19 protein-coding genes are annotated in these 13,781 nt (G+C 61.4%); 12 read left to right on the plus strand and 7 right to left on the minus strand.

Annotated features, from left to right (window positions below):
• Positions 1 to 30 precede the first annotated feature (30 nt).
• Positions 31 to 465: an NINE protein gene (locus ACM6JM_RS19585; protein WP_064600078.1), complete on the minus strand. Its 435-nt coding sequence runs from the start codon at positions 463 to 465 to the stop codon at positions 31 to 33.
• 247 nt (positions 466 to 712) lie between these two features.
• Here ACM6JM_RS19585 and ACM6JM_RS19590 point away from each other — a divergent pair, with 247 nt between their 5' ends.
• Positions 713 to 1,330 carry a C40 family peptidase gene (locus tag ACM6JM_RS19590; RefSeq protein WP_039767935.1) on the plus strand — a complete coding sequence of 206 codons (618 nt, stop codon included), beginning with the start codon at positions 713 to 715 and terminating at the stop codon, positions 1,328 to 1,330.
• A gap of 175 nt (positions 1,331 to 1,505) precedes the next feature.
• Here ACM6JM_RS19590 and ACM6JM_RS19595 read toward each other — a convergent pair whose 3' ends face one another.
• On the minus strand, positions 1,506 to 2,540 hold the full coding sequence (locus tag ACM6JM_RS19595) for a type IV pilus twitching motility protein PilT (RefSeq protein ID WP_414882376.1): 1,035 nt from the start codon (positions 2,538 to 2,540) through the stop codon (positions 1,506 to 1,508).
• Positions 2,541 to 2,596: 56 nt separating this feature from the next.
• On the opposite strand from ACM6JM_RS19595, the gene ACM6JM_RS19600 reads away from it, so the two are divergent.
• From ACM6JM_RS19600 to ACM6JM_RS19645, 10 genes are all read left to right on the plus strand, one after another.
• Entirely contained in the window at positions 2,597 to 3,283 is a 687-nt protein-coding gene (locus ACM6JM_RS19600) for a YggS family pyridoxal phosphate-dependent enzyme (protein WP_103385348.1), read from the plus strand.
• Between the two features lie 23 nt (positions 3,284 to 3,306).
• Entirely contained in the window at positions 3,307 to 4,125 is an 819-nt protein-coding gene (gene proC, locus ACM6JM_RS19605) for a pyrroline-5-carboxylate reductase (protein ID WP_085667385.1), read from the plus strand.
• Positions 4,126 to 4,135: 10 nt separating this feature from the next.
• Positions 4,136 to 4,726 carry a YggT family protein gene (locus ACM6JM_RS19610; protein WP_011336374.1) on the plus strand — a complete coding sequence of 197 codons (591 nt, stop codon included), beginning with the start codon at positions 4,136 to 4,138 and terminating at the stop codon, positions 4,724 to 4,726.
• Positions 4,723 to 5,010 (plus strand): DUF167 domain-containing protein, encoded by a 288-nt coding sequence (locus ACM6JM_RS19615; protein WP_039767931.1) that lies wholly within the window; start codon positions 4,723 to 4,725, stop codon positions 5,008 to 5,010. Before ACM6JM_RS19610 ends, ACM6JM_RS19615 begins: the two co-directional genes overlap by 4 nt.
• A 194-nt stretch (positions 5,011 to 5,204) precedes the next feature.
• On the plus strand, positions 5,205 to 6,344 hold the full coding sequence (gene metX, locus ACM6JM_RS19620; RefSeq protein WP_103385346.1) for a homoserine O-succinyltransferase MetX: 1,140 nt from the start codon (positions 5,205 to 5,207) through the stop codon (positions 6,342 to 6,344).
• Between the two features lie 7 nt (positions 6,345 to 6,351).
• Positions 6,352 to 6,972, plus strand: coding sequence for a methionine biosynthesis protein MetW (metW, locus tag ACM6JM_RS19625; protein ID WP_011336377.1), 621 nt, complete (start codon positions 6,352 to 6,354; stop codon positions 6,970 to 6,972).
• A gap of 26 nt (positions 6,973 to 6,998) precedes the next feature.
• Entirely contained in the window at positions 6,999 to 7,433 is a 435-nt protein-coding gene (locus ACM6JM_RS19630; RefSeq protein ID WP_011336378.1) for a DUF4426 domain-containing protein, read from the plus strand.
• Positions 7,430 to 8,026 (plus strand): RdgB/HAM1 family non-canonical purine NTP pyrophosphatase, encoded by a 597-nt coding sequence (gene rdgB, locus ACM6JM_RS19635; protein ID WP_103385345.1) that lies wholly within the window; start codon positions 7,430 to 7,432, stop codon positions 8,024 to 8,026. Before ACM6JM_RS19630 ends, rdgB begins: the two co-directional genes overlap by 4 nt.
• Entirely contained in the window at positions 8,023 to 9,228 is a 1,206-nt protein-coding gene (gene hemW / locus ACM6JM_RS19640; protein WP_103385344.1) for a radical SAM family heme chaperone HemW, read from the plus strand. The genes rdgB and hemW overlap by 4 nt, the downstream gene beginning before the upstream one ends.
• A 19-nt stretch (positions 9,229 to 9,247) precedes the next feature.
• Complete coding sequence (locus ACM6JM_RS19645; RefSeq protein WP_074690154.1) at positions 9,248 to 9,571, plus strand: DUF3392 domain-containing protein; 324 nt, start codon at positions 9,248 to 9,250, stop codon at positions 9,569 to 9,571.
• Positions 9,572 to 9,715: 144 nt separating this feature from the next.
• Here the strand turns inward: ACM6JM_RS19645 and trmB are convergent, their stop codons facing one another.
• From trmB to ACM6JM_RS19665, 4 genes are all read right to left on the minus strand, one after another.
• A complete protein-coding gene (gene trmB, locus ACM6JM_RS19650; protein ID WP_103385343.1) occupies positions 9,716 to 10,441 on the minus strand; it encodes a tRNA (guanosine(46)-N7)-methyltransferase TrmB in 726 nt (241 codons plus the stop codon).
• A 9-nt stretch (positions 10,442 to 10,450) separates the two neighbouring features.
• Positions 10,451 to 11,245: a thiazole synthase gene (locus ACM6JM_RS19655; protein ID WP_103385342.1), complete on the minus strand. Its 795-nt coding sequence runs from the start codon at positions 11,243 to 11,245 to the stop codon at positions 10,451 to 10,453.
• A gap of 60 nt (positions 11,246 to 11,305) precedes the next feature.
• The gene (gene thiS / locus ACM6JM_RS19660; RefSeq protein ID WP_007953386.1) at positions 11,306 to 11,506 is read right to left on the minus strand and encodes a sulfur carrier protein ThiS; all 201 of its coding nucleotides are present in this window, start codon (positions 11,504 to 11,506) and stop codon (positions 11,306 to 11,308) included.
• A 72-nt stretch (positions 11,507 to 11,578) separates the two neighbouring features.
• On the minus strand, positions 11,579 to 11,959 hold the full coding sequence (locus tag ACM6JM_RS19665) for a DUF423 domain-containing protein (protein WP_103385341.1): 381 nt from the start codon (positions 11,957 to 11,959) through the stop codon (positions 11,579 to 11,581).
• A gap of 74 nt (positions 11,960 to 12,033) precedes the next feature.
• On the opposite strand from ACM6JM_RS19665, the gene mtgA reads away from it, so the two are divergent.
• Positions 12,034 to 12,756 carry a monofunctional biosynthetic peptidoglycan transglycosylase gene (gene mtgA, locus ACM6JM_RS19670; RefSeq protein WP_103385340.1) on the plus strand — a complete coding sequence of 241 codons (723 nt, stop codon included), beginning with the start codon at positions 12,034 to 12,036 and terminating at the stop codon, positions 12,754 to 12,756.
• Between the two features lie 71 nt (positions 12,757 to 12,827).
• Here the strand turns inward: mtgA and rpoH are convergent, their stop codons facing one another.
• Complete coding sequence (rpoH, locus tag ACM6JM_RS19675) at positions 12,828 to 13,682, minus strand: RNA polymerase sigma factor RpoH (protein WP_007953393.1); 855 nt, start codon at positions 13,680 to 13,682, stop codon at positions 12,828 to 12,830.
• Positions 13,683 to 13,781: the final 99 nt, after the last annotated feature.

Raw genomic sequence — 13,781 nt, forward strand, 5'->3', positions numbered from 1 at the left:
TGGCGAGGGAGTCAGCTCCCTCGCCATCACTTACTGAAAGGCACCGCGCCCTTCGGCATTACGCACCGACACCTGATCGTTCAGCGTCCAGAAGTCATACAGCACCCCAAGAAAGAACAACCCGCCGGTCAGCAGATACACCAACCCGCTGATCCACTTGCCCTGATACATCCGGTGCACGCCGAGCGCGCCGAGGAAGGTCAGCAGAATCCACGCCACGTTGTACTCGATAGGACCCGCGGCGAAACGCAGGTCGGCTTCGCGATCCATCGCCGGGATCAGGAACACGTCGATCAGCCAGCCGATCCCCAGCAACCCGAAAGTGAAAAACCAGATCGTGCCGGTCACCGGTTTGCCGTAATAGAAGCGGTGGGAGCCTGTGAAACCGAAAATCCACAACAGGTAACCGATCACCTTGCTGTGGGTGTCTTTTTCCTTCACACGGGGCAGTTGATAGCCGTTCATTAAGACCTCGATACACGCGATAGATAAATATTCTTTAATTCTTTGTGACTTTTTTACAGGTAGCCGACGTATGGCAAATGCTACCTTGTGTCCCGTCAAAGCCTTATAGCACCGGACTTCTGTCCGACAATTGCGTCTTTTTGCCGCTTATTTGGTTCCGTTGGCATCGGATTGAATCGACCAACGGCCTCGGAAGTGACAAAAAAGCTGTTATAAAGTTGCGCTAACACATCAAGAGCCCTGCCTAATGCGTCCATTTTTCAAGACATGGCTAACTATTTGCCTATTAATGCCACTGGCCGCCCACGCCACCAATCGTGAGCAACGTCTTCCCAACGTTAACGGTTTCACCCCTAAATCCCATGCCTCTGCTCCTTCGAACAAAGGCAAACAGGTCAAACACACCACGCTGAGCAGCACCGGCCGCAGCAAGCTGGTGCCACCGATGGCGACCAAGGAAAGCAGCAATGTCCTCAGTCGCGCGGTAAACGTCCTCGGTACGCCTTACCGTTGGGGCGGCAGCAGCCCGAGTAAAGGCTTCGACTGCAGCGGTCTGGTGAAATACGCGTTCAACGACGCCACGTTCGATCTGCCACGCACCTCGAACGCCATGGCCAGCGGTCACGGCGAGAAAGTCGAACGCAAGGACCTGAAGCCGGGCGACCTGATTTTCTTCAACATCAAGAGCCGTCGGGTCAATCACGTTGCCATCTACCTGGGCAACGACCGTTTCATCCATGCACCACGGCGCGGCAAAGCGGTGAGCATCGACACACTGAACAAGCCGTACTGGGAAAAGCATTACGTAGTGGCCAAACGCGTATTGCCGAAAGAGCAAGGGCAGATGCGCGTCGTTCAGCGCTAACACCATACCGATCGTTCCCACGTCGAGGCGTCGAACCGTCCGCGTGGGAATGCCTCAATGGACGCTCCGCGTCCGCTTCGGCAGGGACGCGGAGCGTCCCGGGCTGCATTCCCACGCAGAGCGTGGGAACGATCAGAACGAAAAATCGCAGCCCACGGGCTGCGATTTTTTTTGCCTAGAAGTTATCTGGCGTGCGCGCTTTCTCCCGCGCATGTTCGCGGCTGATCAAGCCCTTGGTCACCAGATCCTTCAGGCACATGTCGAGTGTCTGCATTCCCAGCGAGCCACCGGTCTGTATCGCCGAATACATCTGCGCCACCTTGTCCTCGCGGATCAGGTTACGGATCGCCGACGTGCCCAGCATGATCTCGTGCGCCGCCACCCGACCGCCGCCGATCTTCTTGATCAGCGTCTGCGAGACTACCGCCAGCAACGACTCCGACAGCATCGAGCGCACCATGGATTTTTCGTCCCCGGGGAACACATCCACCACCCGGTCGATGGTCTTGGCTGCCGACGTGGTGTGCAAGGTACCGAACACCAGGTGCCCGGTCTCGGCCGCGGTAAGCGCCAGGCGGATGGTTTCCAGATCACGCATCTCGCCCACCAGGATCACGTCCGGGTCTTCGCGCAGTGCTGAACGCAACGCGGTGGCGAAACTGCGGGTATCGCGATGGACTTCGCGCTGATTGATCAGGCATTTGCGCGATTCGTGGACGAATTCGATCGGATCTTCGATGGTCAGGATGTGGTGATGACGATGGGTGTTGAGGTAATCGATCATCGCCGCCAGGGTCGTCGACTTGCCGGAGCCGGTCGGCCCGGTCACCAGCACCAGCCCGCGCGGCGCATCGGTGATTTTGCGAAAGACGTCGCCCATGGCGAGGTCTTCCATACTCAGCACTTTCGACGGGATGGTCCGGAACACCGCGCCGACGCCCCGGTTCTGGTTGAAGGCATTGACCCTGAAGCGCGCCACGCCGGGGACTTCGAAGGAAAAGTCGGTTTCCAGATGTTTCTCGAAGTCCACCCGCTGGGTGTCGTTCATGATGTCGTAGATCAGCTCGTGCACTTGCTTGTGATCCAGCGCCGGCAGATTGATCCGCCGCACATCGCCATCCACGCGGATCATCGGCGGCAGACCGGCCGACAGGTGTAGGTCGGAAGCGCCCTGTTTGGCGCTGAAGGCCAGCAGTTCAGTGATATCCATAGCGTCCCTCAATTCCAGTAGAATGCCGCGAACCTTCAGACCGCTGGCGCCTCTTGATGTCCACGATAGCAGACAACATTCTCCAGGTTAGTTCGCGTATTCATGCCGCCACCGCTGCCGCCGGACGCGATGAAAACAGCGTCCAGCTGCTGGCCGTGAGCAAGACCAAACCGGCCGAAGCCCTGCGCGAAGCGCACGCCGCCGGCCTGCGCGACTTTGGCGAGAACTACCTGCAAGAGGCCTTGGGCAAACAGCTCGAACTGGCCGACCTGCCCTTGATCTGGCACTTCATCGGCCCCATTCAGTCGAACAAGACCCGCTCGATTGCCGAGCATTTCGCCTGGGTGCACTCCGTGGATCGCTTGAAAATCGCCCAACGCCTGTCCGAACAACGCCCGGCGGATCTGCCGCCACTGAACATCTGCATTCAGGTCAACGTCAGCGGTGAAGCCAGCAAGTCCGGCTGCACCCCGCAAGACCTGCCAGCCCTGGCCCAGGCCATCAGCGCCCTGCCGCGCCTGAAGCTGCGCGGGTTGATGGCAATTCCCGAGCCGACCGAAGATCGCGCCGAGCAAGACGCTGCATTCGCTGCCGTTCAGAGATTGCAGGCCAGCCTCGATCTGCCGCTCGACACACTTTCCATGGGCATGAGCCACGACCTCGAGTCGGCCATTGCCCAGGGCGCGACCTGGGTCCGTATCGGTACGGCCCTGTTCGGCGCCCGCGACTATTCCCAATCTTGAGCATTTCCAGATAAGGACCTGACATGAGCAACACACGTATTGCCTTTATCGGTGCCGGCAACATGGCCGCCAGCCTGATCGGCGGCCTGCGGGCCAAGGGTCTGGAAGCTGCACGGATTCGCGCCAGCGATCCGGGCGAAGAAACCCGCGCCAAAGTCAGCGCCGAACACGGCATCGAAACCTTCGCCGACAACGCCCAGGCCATCGACGGCGCTGACGTTGTCGTGCTGGCGGTCAAGCCACAAGCCATGAAGCTGGTGTGCGAAGCGATTCGCCCGAGCCTGAAACCGAATCAACTGGTGGTCTCGATCGCCGCCGGCATCACCTGCGCCAGCATGACGGCCTGGCTGGGTGAGCAGCCGATCGTGCGCTGCATGCCGAACACCCCGGCACTGCTGCGTCAGGGCGTGAGCGGCCTGTACGCCACCGGCGCAGTGAGCACCGAACAACGCCAACAGGCTGAAGAACTGCTGTCCGCCGTGGGCATCGCCCTGTGGCTGAACGAAGAGCAGCAACTGGACGCGGTCACCGCCGTTTCCGGTTCCGGCCCGGCGTACTTCTTCCTGCTGATCGAAGCCATGACCGCCGCCGGCGTCAAACTCGGCCTGCCGAAGGAAACCGCCGAGCAACTGACCTTGCAGACCGCGCTGGGCGCCGCGCACATGGCGGTGTCCAGCGACGTCGACGCGGCCGAACTGCGCCGCCGCGTGACCTCGCCGGCCGGCACCACGGAAGCTGCGATCAAATCGTTCCAGGCCAGCGGCTTCGAAGCCCTGGTGGAAAAAGCACTCGGCGCCGCCGCGCACCGCTCGGCCGAAATGGCCGAACAACTGGGCAAATAAGGAGCCTTACATGATTGGATTGAATACCGCAGCGGTCTACGTGCTGCAAACCCTCGGCAGCCTGTACCTGCTGATCGTGCTGCTGCGCTTCGTCCTGCAACTGGTGCGGGCGAACTTCTACAACCCGCTGTGCCAGTTCGTGGTCAAGGCCACCCAGCCGCTGCTCAAGCCACTGCGCCGGATCATCCCGAGCCTGTTCGGCCTCGACATGTCGTCGCTGGTGCTGGCGATCCTCGTGCAACTGGCGCTGATGGCGCTGACCCTGCTGCTGACCTACGGCACCACCGGCAACCCGCTGCAACTGCTGATCTGGTCGCTGATCGGCGTAACGGCGCTGTTCCTGAAGATTTTCTTCTGGGCCATGATCATCAGCATCATCCTGTCCTGGGTCGCACCGGGCAGCCACAATCCGGGCGCCGAGCTGGTGAACCAGATCTGTGAGCCGGCCCTTGCGCCGTTCCGCCGCATCCTGCCGAACCTCGGCGGTCTGGACCTGTCGCCGATCTTCGCCTTCCTCGTGCTGAAGCTGATCGACATGCTGGTGATCAACAACCTCGCGGCGATGACGATGATGCCGGAAATCCTGCGCCTGCTGATGTGAGCTGGTTTCGCTGGGACGGTGACGACCTGATTCTGGAGTGTCACCTGCAACCGGCCGCCCGCAGCGACGACTTCTGCGGGCTGCACGGTGATCGCCTGAAGATCCGCCTGACCGCGCCGCCGGTCGAGGGCAAGGCCAATGCCTATCTGATGGGGTTTCTGGCCAAGGCCTTTGGGGTCTCCAAAAGCCAGGTCAGTTTGCTCAGCGGTGAGTTGAACCGGCAGAAGCGGGTGAAGATCTGCTCGCCGAAGAAGTTGCCGGATCTGCCCGGACTAGTCAGCTGATCGTTCCCACGTCGAGGCGTCGAACCGTCCGCGTGGGAATGCATCCCGGGACGCTCCGCGTCCCCCGCCGAAGCGGACGCGGAGCGTCCAATGAGGCGTTCCCACGCGGAGCGTGGGAACGAGCGCAGGTAGTTGCTTGCCGCTAACCCCACCGGTCTTTAGACTTACGCCTCATTTCAACGAGAGCAGGGTCGATGCCAGCTGCCTTTCCCCCCGATTCTGTTGGTCTGGTGACGCCGCAAACGGCGCACTTCAGCGAACCGCTGGCCCTGGCCTGCGGCCGTTCGCTGGCCGATTATGACCTGATCTACGAAACCTACGGCACGCTGAACGCGCAAGCGAGCAATGCCGTACTGATCTGCCACGCCTTGTCCGGCCACCACCACGCTGCGGGTTACCACAGCATCGACGACCGCAAGCCCGGTTGGTGGGACAGCTGCATCGGCCCCGGCAAACCGATCGACACCAACAAATTCTTCGTGGTCAGCCTGAACAACCTCGGCGGTTGCAACGGTTCCACCGGCCCGAGCAGCCTCAACCCGGAAACCGGCAAGCCGTTCGGCGCCGACTTCCCGGTGCTGACCGTGGAAGACTGGGTGCACAGCCAGGCACGTCTGGCCGACCTGCTCGGCATCGGCCAATGGGCCGCGGTGATCGGTGGCAGCCTCGGCGGCATGCAGGCGCTGCAATGGACCATCACGTATCCGGATCGCGTTCGCCACTGCCTGGCCATCGCCTCGGCCCCCAAGCTGTCGGCGCAGAACATCGCCTTCAACGAAGTGGCGCGCCAGGCGATCCTCACCGACCCGGAGTTCCACGGCGGCTCGTTCCAGGAACACGGCGTGATCCCCAAGCGCGGCCTGATGCTGGCGCGGATGGTCGGACACATCACGTATCTGTCCGACGACTCCATGGGCGAGAAATTCGGCCGTGGCCTGAAGAGCGAAAAGCTCAACTACGACTTCCACAGCGTCGAGTTCCAGGTCGAAAGCTACCTGCGCTATCAGGGCGAAGAGTTCTCCGGGCGCTTCGATGCCAACACCTATCTGTTGATGACCAAGGCGCTGGACTACTTCGATCCGGCGGCGAACTTCAACGATAACCTGGCGAAAACCTTCGAAGGTGCAAAAGCCAAGTTCTGCGTGATGTCGTTCACCACCGACTGGCGCTTCTCCCCGGCCCGCTCGCGGGAACTGGTGGATGCGCTAATGGCCGCGCGCAAGGACGTCAGTTACCTGGAAATCGACGCACCCCAGGGCCACGACGCCTTCCTGATTCCGATCCCGCGTTATTTGCAGGCGTTCGGCAATTACATGAACCGCATTACGTTGTGAGAAAGCCATGAGAGCTGATCTGGAAATCATCCAGGAATGGATCCCCGCCGGCAGCCGCGTGCTCGACCTCGGTTGCGGTGACGGCGAGTTGCTGACCTGGCTGCGCGACCACAAGCAGGTCACCGGCTATGGCCTGGAAAACGACCCGGACAACATCGCCGAGTGCGTGGCCAAGGGCATCAACGTCATCGAGCAGGACCTGGACAAGGGCCTGGGCAACTTCGCCAGCAACAGCTTCGACATCGTGGTGATGACCCAGGCCCTGCAAGCCGTGCATTACCCGGACAAGATCCTCGACGAAATGCTGCGGGTCGGTCGCCAGTGCATCATCACCTTCCCCAACTTCGGTCACTGGCGCTGCCGCTGGTACCTGGCGAGCAAGGGCCGGATGCCGGTGTCGGAATTCCTGCCGTACACCTGGTACAACACGCCGAACATCCACTTCTGCACCTTCGAAGACTTTGAAGAACTTTGTCGCGAACGTGAGGCGAAGGTCATTGATCGGCTTGCCGTGGATCAACAGCACCGCCACGGGTGGGCCAGTAAGCTATGGCCTAATCTGTTAGGTGAGATCGGTATCTACCGCGTCAGCAGCCCGGGGCTTGCGGATCACAGGATCGCGGTCTGAACCACGACATTGCGAGGAGAACGAACATGGGACGCTTGATTACCGCGCTATTGGCCGCCTGCCTGAGCCTGTCGGCCGTGGCTGCCGATGCCATCAAGGGCGAACGCAAGGAAGTGTTCGGTGATGTCACCGTGCATTACAACACCTTCAACTCGACCTTCCTGACGCCGGACATCGCCAAGGCTGCCGAGCTGATCCGCAGCAAGAATCAGGGCGTGATCAATGTCTCGGTGATCAAGGACGGCAAACCGCTGATCGCCCAGGTCACCGGCACCGTCAAGGACCTGACCAGCCAGAGTGTGCCGCTGACCTTCCGCCAGATCACCGAACAGGGCGCGATCTACTACATCGCCCAGTACCCGGTGGAGCAGCAGGAAACCCGCACCTTTGAAATCAAGGTGCAGACCGGCGACAAGATCAACACCCTCAATTTCAACCAAGAGCTTTTCCCTGGCCAATGATCAATCTCACGCAACTCGTACTGGCCAGCCATAACGCCGGCAAACTCAAGGAACTCCAGGCCATGCTCGGCGAATCGGTGCAATTGCGCTCGATCGGCGAATTCAGCAGCGTGGAGCCGGAAGAAACCGGTCTGTCGTTCGTCGAGAACGCGATCCTCAAGGCCCGCAATGCTGCGCGCATTTCCGGGCTGCCGGCGCTGGCCGACGATTCGGGCCTGGTGGTGGATTTCCTCGGCGGTGCGCCGGGCATCTACTCGGCGCGCTACGCCGACGGCAAGGGTGACGCGGCGAACAACGCCAAACTGCTAGACGCCTTGAAGGATGTGCCTGAAACCGAGCGCGGCGCGCAGTTCGTCTGCGTACTGGCACTGGTGCGTCATGCCGATGATCCGCTGCCGATCCTCTGTGAAGGTCTGTGGCACGGGCGCATTCTGACCGCCGCCAGCGGTGAGCACGGTTTCGGCTACGACCCACTGTTCTGGGTGCCGGAGCGCAACGTGTCCAGCGCCGAGCTGAGCCCGAGCGACAAGAACCAGATCAGCCACCGCGCCCGTGCAATGGATCTGCTGCGCCAGCGTCTGGGCTTGAAATGACCGATAGTTCCTCCGCGTCGTCGCTGATTATCGGCGGCGCCGCCTCCTCGCCTCGGGCGCCGTTGCCGACGCTGCCGCCCCTGGCGCTGTACATCCACATCCCGTGGTGTGTGCGCAAATGTCCGTATTGCGACTTCAACTCCCACACCGCCAGCCCGGTGCTGCCGGAGCAGGAATACGTCGACGCGCTGCTCGCCGACCTCGATCAGGATCTGCACGCAGTGTATGGCCGTGAGTTGAGTTCGATCTTCTTTGGCGGCGGCACGCCGAGCCTGTTCAGTGCCGAAGCCCTTGGTCGCTTGCTGGAAGGCGTGAAACAACGCATTGCGTTTGCCGATGACATCGAAATCACCCTGGAAGCCAACCCCGGGACCTTCGAACAAGAGAAGTTCGTCGCCTACCGCAAACTGGGGATCAATCGCCTGTCGATCGGCGTCCAGAGCTTCCAGCAGGAAAAGCTCAAGGCCCTCGGCCGTATCCACAACGGCGACGAAGCGGTACGCGCCGCCGGCATGGCGCGCCAGGCCGGGTTCGATAACTTCAACCTCGACTTGATGCACGGTTTGCCGGACCAGTCGCTGGACGATGCTCTGAGCGACCTGCGCCAGGCCATCGCCCTGAAGCCGACGCACATTTCCTGGTATCAGCTGACACTGGAGCCGAACACCGTGTTCTGGAACCAGCCGCCGGTGCTGCCGGAAGACGACACGCTGTGGGACATTCAAGAGGCCGGGCAGGCGCTGCTGGCCGAGCACGGTTACGCGCAGTACGAAGTTTCGGCCTACGCGCAACCCGGTCGCCCGGCGCGGCATAACCTCAATTACTGGAGCTTCGGCGACTTCATCGGCATCGGCGCCGGCGCTCACGGTAAGCTCAGCCATCCGGACGGGCGCATCGTGCGCACCTGGAAGACGCGCCTGCCGAAGGACTACCTCAACCCGGCCAAAAGTTTCCAAGCCGGCGAGAAAGCCCTGACCAACGACGAGATGCCGTTCGAATTCCTGATGAACGCCCTGCGCCTGACCGCCGGCGTCGAATCGCGCCTGTACCCGGAGCGCACCGGCCTGCCGCTGGAGAGCCTCGACGAACACCGGCGCGAGGCCGAACAAAGCGGTCTGTTGCAGGTCGAACCGTCACGTCTGGCGGCCACCGAGCGCGGACAACTGTTCCTCAACGACTTGCTGCAGAAATTTCTGAGCTGATCGCTCTTAAGGAAACCGCATGGATTTGATACTCGACTTGCTCGCCACCGTGTCCCGCTGGAGCCGCAGCAACCTCTCGGAAATCGCTCTGGCCCTGGTGGGCTGTCTGCTGGTGCTGTTCGGCGCTGACTTCAAGGGCTGGGTCGAGCAACGCCTCGGCAGCATCGCCGGCGCCCTGCGCGTGCCGCTGATGGCCCTGCTGTGTCTGATCGGCAGCGGCGCGGCGCTGATCTACGCCACACCCTGGGTGGTGAAGGGCTTGAGCCAGTTCAACAACTACAGCCTGGCGCCGGTGTTGTTGGTGGTGCTGGTGTTGATTGGCGTGGTCGCTGACCGCCGCTGATCTCCAACGTGCTCGTTCCCACGCTCCGCGTGGGAATGCAGCCCGGGACGCTCTGCGTCCCTGAAGCGGACGCGGAGCGTCCATCGAGGCATTCCCACGCAGACGGTTCGACGCCTCGACGTGGGAACGATCACTGCGCAGTACTTACGACTGCTTTTCGAACTTCAGATCCCACACGCCATGCCCAAGACGTTCGCCGCGGCGTTCGAACTTGGTGATCGGGCGTTCGGCCGGGCGTGGCACGCACTTGCCGTCTTCGGCGAGGTTGCGATAGCCCGGGGCGACGTTCATCACTTCCAGCATGTATTCGGCGTACGGTTCCCAGTCGGTGGCCATGTGCAGAATGCCGCCAACCTTCAGCTTGCTGCGCACCAGCTCAGCGAAGGACGCCTGAACGATGCGGCGCTTGTGGTGACGGCTCTTGTGCCACGGATCCGGGAAGAACAGCATCAGGCGATCGAGGCTGTTGTCGGCGATGCAGCGGTTGAGCACTTCGATCGCGTCGCAATCATAGACCCGCAGGTTGGTCAGGCCCTGAGTCAGCACGCCGTTGAGCAGTGCGCCGACACCCGGACGGTGAACCTCGACACCAATGAAATCCTGCTCCGGCGCAGCCGCGGCCATTTCCAGCAGCGAGTGACCCATGCCGAAACCGATCTCCAGCGAACGCGGCGCGGAACGGCCGAACACCTGGTCGTAATCCACCGGCGCATCGGCCAGCGGCAGGACGAACTGCGGCGCGCCCTGATCCAGGCCGCGCTGCTGGCCTTCGGTCATGCGCCCGGCGCGCATCACGAAACTCTTGATGCGGCGGTGTTGGCGCTCGTCGCCTTCTTCCGTCTGGATTGGCGTGTCGTTCGATTCAGTCATCAATAGCTCTTACTTGATCAGACCATCCAGCGGCGAAGAGGCGCTGGCATAGAGTTTTTTCGGCATGCGGCCGGCGAGGTAGGCCAGACGGCCCGCGACGATCGCGTGTTTCATGGCTTCGGCCATCATGATCGGCTGCTGGGCGTGGGCGATGGCCGAGTTCATCAGCACCGCGTCACAGCCCAGCTCCATCGAGATGGTAGCGTCGGAAGCGGTGCCGACACCGGCATCCACCAGCACCGGGATCTTGGCTTCTTCGAGGATGATCTGCAGGTTGTACGGATTGCAGATCCCCAGGCCCGAACCGATCAGACCGGCCAGCGGCATGACCGCGATGCAGCCGATTTCCGCCAGTTGCCGGGCGATGATCGGGTCATCACTGGTGTAAACCATCACGTCGAAGCCTTCCTTGACCAGCACTTCGGCGGCCTTGAGGGTTTCGATCACGTTGGGGAACAGGGTTTTCTGGTCGGCCAGCACTTCCAGCTTCACCAGGTTGTGGCCGTCGAGCAGCTCACGGGCCAGGCGGCAGGTGCGCACGGCTTCGATCGCGTCGTAGCAGCCCGCGGTGTTCGGCAGGAAGGTGTAGCGATCCGGCGACAGCACTTCGAGCAGGTTCGGCTCGCCTTCGATCTGGCCCAGGTTGGTGCGGCGCACGGCGAAGGTGACGATCTCGGCACCCGAGGCTTCGATGGCCAGGCGGGTTTCTTCCATGTCACGGTACTTGCCGGTACCGACCAGCAAACGCGACTGGTAAGTACGACCGGCCAGAACGAAAGGCTTGTCGCTACGAACGATGCTCATGGGGAATCCTCTGTTGGGGTGAGGGTCTTGCAGAATTCTCGGCCCATGCAGGCCTGGCGATCAGCCGCCGCCGATGGCGTGCACGACTTCGACGTTGTCGCCGTCGTTCAAAGTCGTGTCGGCATGCTGGCTGCGCGGGACGATATCCAGATTGAGTTCGACCGCGACGCGGCGTCCGGTCAGATCCAGACGGGTCAGCAGGGCCGCAACGGTTTCACCGTCGGGCAGTTCAAAGGATTCACCGTTCAACTGAATGCGCATGCGCAACGCCGCCATCACTTTTTAGGGGGTGGCATTCTAGCCCGATCATGACCTAAAGGTCAGCACCAAGCGTCAAGCGGTTGGATACAGGCGCCAGGCGGCCAGCCCCAGGCACATCCAGCCAATCAGGAATGCCAGACCGCCCAACGGGGTGATGATGCCGAGCTTGCCGATGCCGAGGGTGGTCAGCAGGTACAGGCTGCCGGAAAACAGCAGGATGCCGACGCTGAACGAGATGCCGGCCCAGGCGACCAGCCGCCCCTGTAGCTGCGTGGCCAGCAGTGCCACGCCAAACAGCGCCAGCGCATGCACCAGTTGATAGGTAACGCCGGTGTGGAAGATCGCCAGGTATTCGGGTGTCAGGCGATTTTTCAAGCCATGGGCGGCGAACGCGCCGAGGCCGACACCGGTGAAACCAAAGAAGGCAGCCAGCATCAGAAAGCTACGCAGCATGTAGAACTCCAGTCAGACTCGATCGGCAGGGTCTGTATAATGGCCCGCTCAACCGGTTCGGCCAAGCCATCTCTATGCTGCGTATATTTCTCCGTCGTTTCACGAAGGCCCTGCTCTGGTTCGCGGGCGGCAGTGTATTGCTGGTGTTGGTGTTTCGCTTTGTGCCGCCACCGTTCACGGCGCTGATGGTCGAGCGCAAGATAGAGTCCTGGGCCGACGGCGAGCCGATCGATCTGCAACGCACCTGGAAGCCATGGGACGAGATCTCCGATGACCTGAAGGTCGCGGTGATTGCCGGCGAAGACCAGAAATTCCCCGAGCATTGGGGTTTTGACCTGAGTGCGATCAAGGCAGCACTGGCCCACAACGAACTCGGCGGTTCGATCCGTGGTGCCAGCACCTTGAGCCAGCAAGTGTCGAAGAACCTGTTTTTGTGGTCCGGCCGCAGTTATCTGCGCAAGGGCCTGGAGGCGTGGTTTACCGCGCTGATCGAAGTGTTCTGGCCCAAGCAACGGATTCTTGAGGTGTACCTGAACAGCGTCGAGTGGGATGACGGCGTGTTTGGCGCCGAAGCGGCGGCAAGGCATCACTTTGGCGTAGGCGCCAGGTCGCTGTCCCGGCAGCAGGCGAGTTATCTGGCGGCTGTGCTGCCGAATCCCCGGGTCTGGAGCGCCAGTCATCCGACCGCTTACGTGTCGCGCCGGGCCGGCTGGATTCGCCAGCAAATGAGCCAGCTGGGTGGCGACAGCTACCTGCTGACACTGAATGATTCGCGCCGCGCGCCCTGGGCCCAATGACGTTCTGACAGGCAAACAAAAACGCCCCGATCATCACTGATCGGGGCGTTTTTTTATTGCCGGACTACCGGTTATGCGGCAATCGACAACTTGAGCTTGTTCATCGCGCTCTTCTCGAGCTGACGGATCCGCTCGGCCGACACGTTGTACTTCTGCGCCAGGTCGTGCAGCGTGGCTTTCTCTTCTGCCAGCCAGCGCTGGTAGAGGATGTCGCGGCTGCGTTCGTCCAGCACTTCCAGCGCTTCGTGCAGATTGTGATTGGAGTTGTCGCTCCAGTCGGCGTCTTCCAGTTGACGCGCCGGGTCGTACCGGTGGTCTTCCAGGTAGTTGGCCGGCGACTGGAAAGCGCTGTCGTCGTCGGCTTCAGCAGCCGGGTCGAAGGCCATGTCATGGCCGGTCAGGCGACTTTCCATCTCACGCACTTCACGCGGCTCGACACCGAGGCTTTCCGCCACACGGTGGACTTCCTCGTTGTTCAGCCAGGCCAGACGTTTCTTCTGGCTGCGCAGGTTGAAGAACAGCTTGCGCTGGGCCTTGGTGGTCGCGACTTTAACGATCCGCCAGTTGCGCAGGATGAACTCGTGAATCTCGGCCTTGATCCAGTGCACCGCGAAGGACACCAGACGCACGCCCATTTCCGGGTTGAAACGCTTCACGGCCTTCATCAGGCCGACGTTACCTTCCTGGATCAGGTCAGCCTGAGCCAGACCGTAGCCGGAATAGCTACGGGCGATGTGTACGACAAACCGCAGGTGGGCGAGCACCATCTGCCGAGCCGCCCCCAGATCCTGCTCATAGTAGAGACTCTCGGCCAGTTCACGCTCCTGCTCCGGCGTCAGCAATGGAATGCTGTTGACGGTGTGCACGTAGGCTTCCAGGTTTGCGCCTGGAACCAATGCATACGCAGGTTGCAAAGAATTGGACATACGGAAAAACCTCCGACTTACATACTCATGCTTTTCAGCATTGCGAAAAATTGACCGGAAACTCAAATGAAAGTTTCCTTAACCACTGAAAGGTCAATC

Origin of the sequence: Pseudomonas sp. IT-P2 (assembly GCF_949767575.1) — a bacterium.
Lineage (GTDB): Bacteria > Pseudomonadota > Gammaproteobacteria > Pseudomonadales > Pseudomonadaceae > Aquipseudomonas > Aquipseudomonas pharyngis.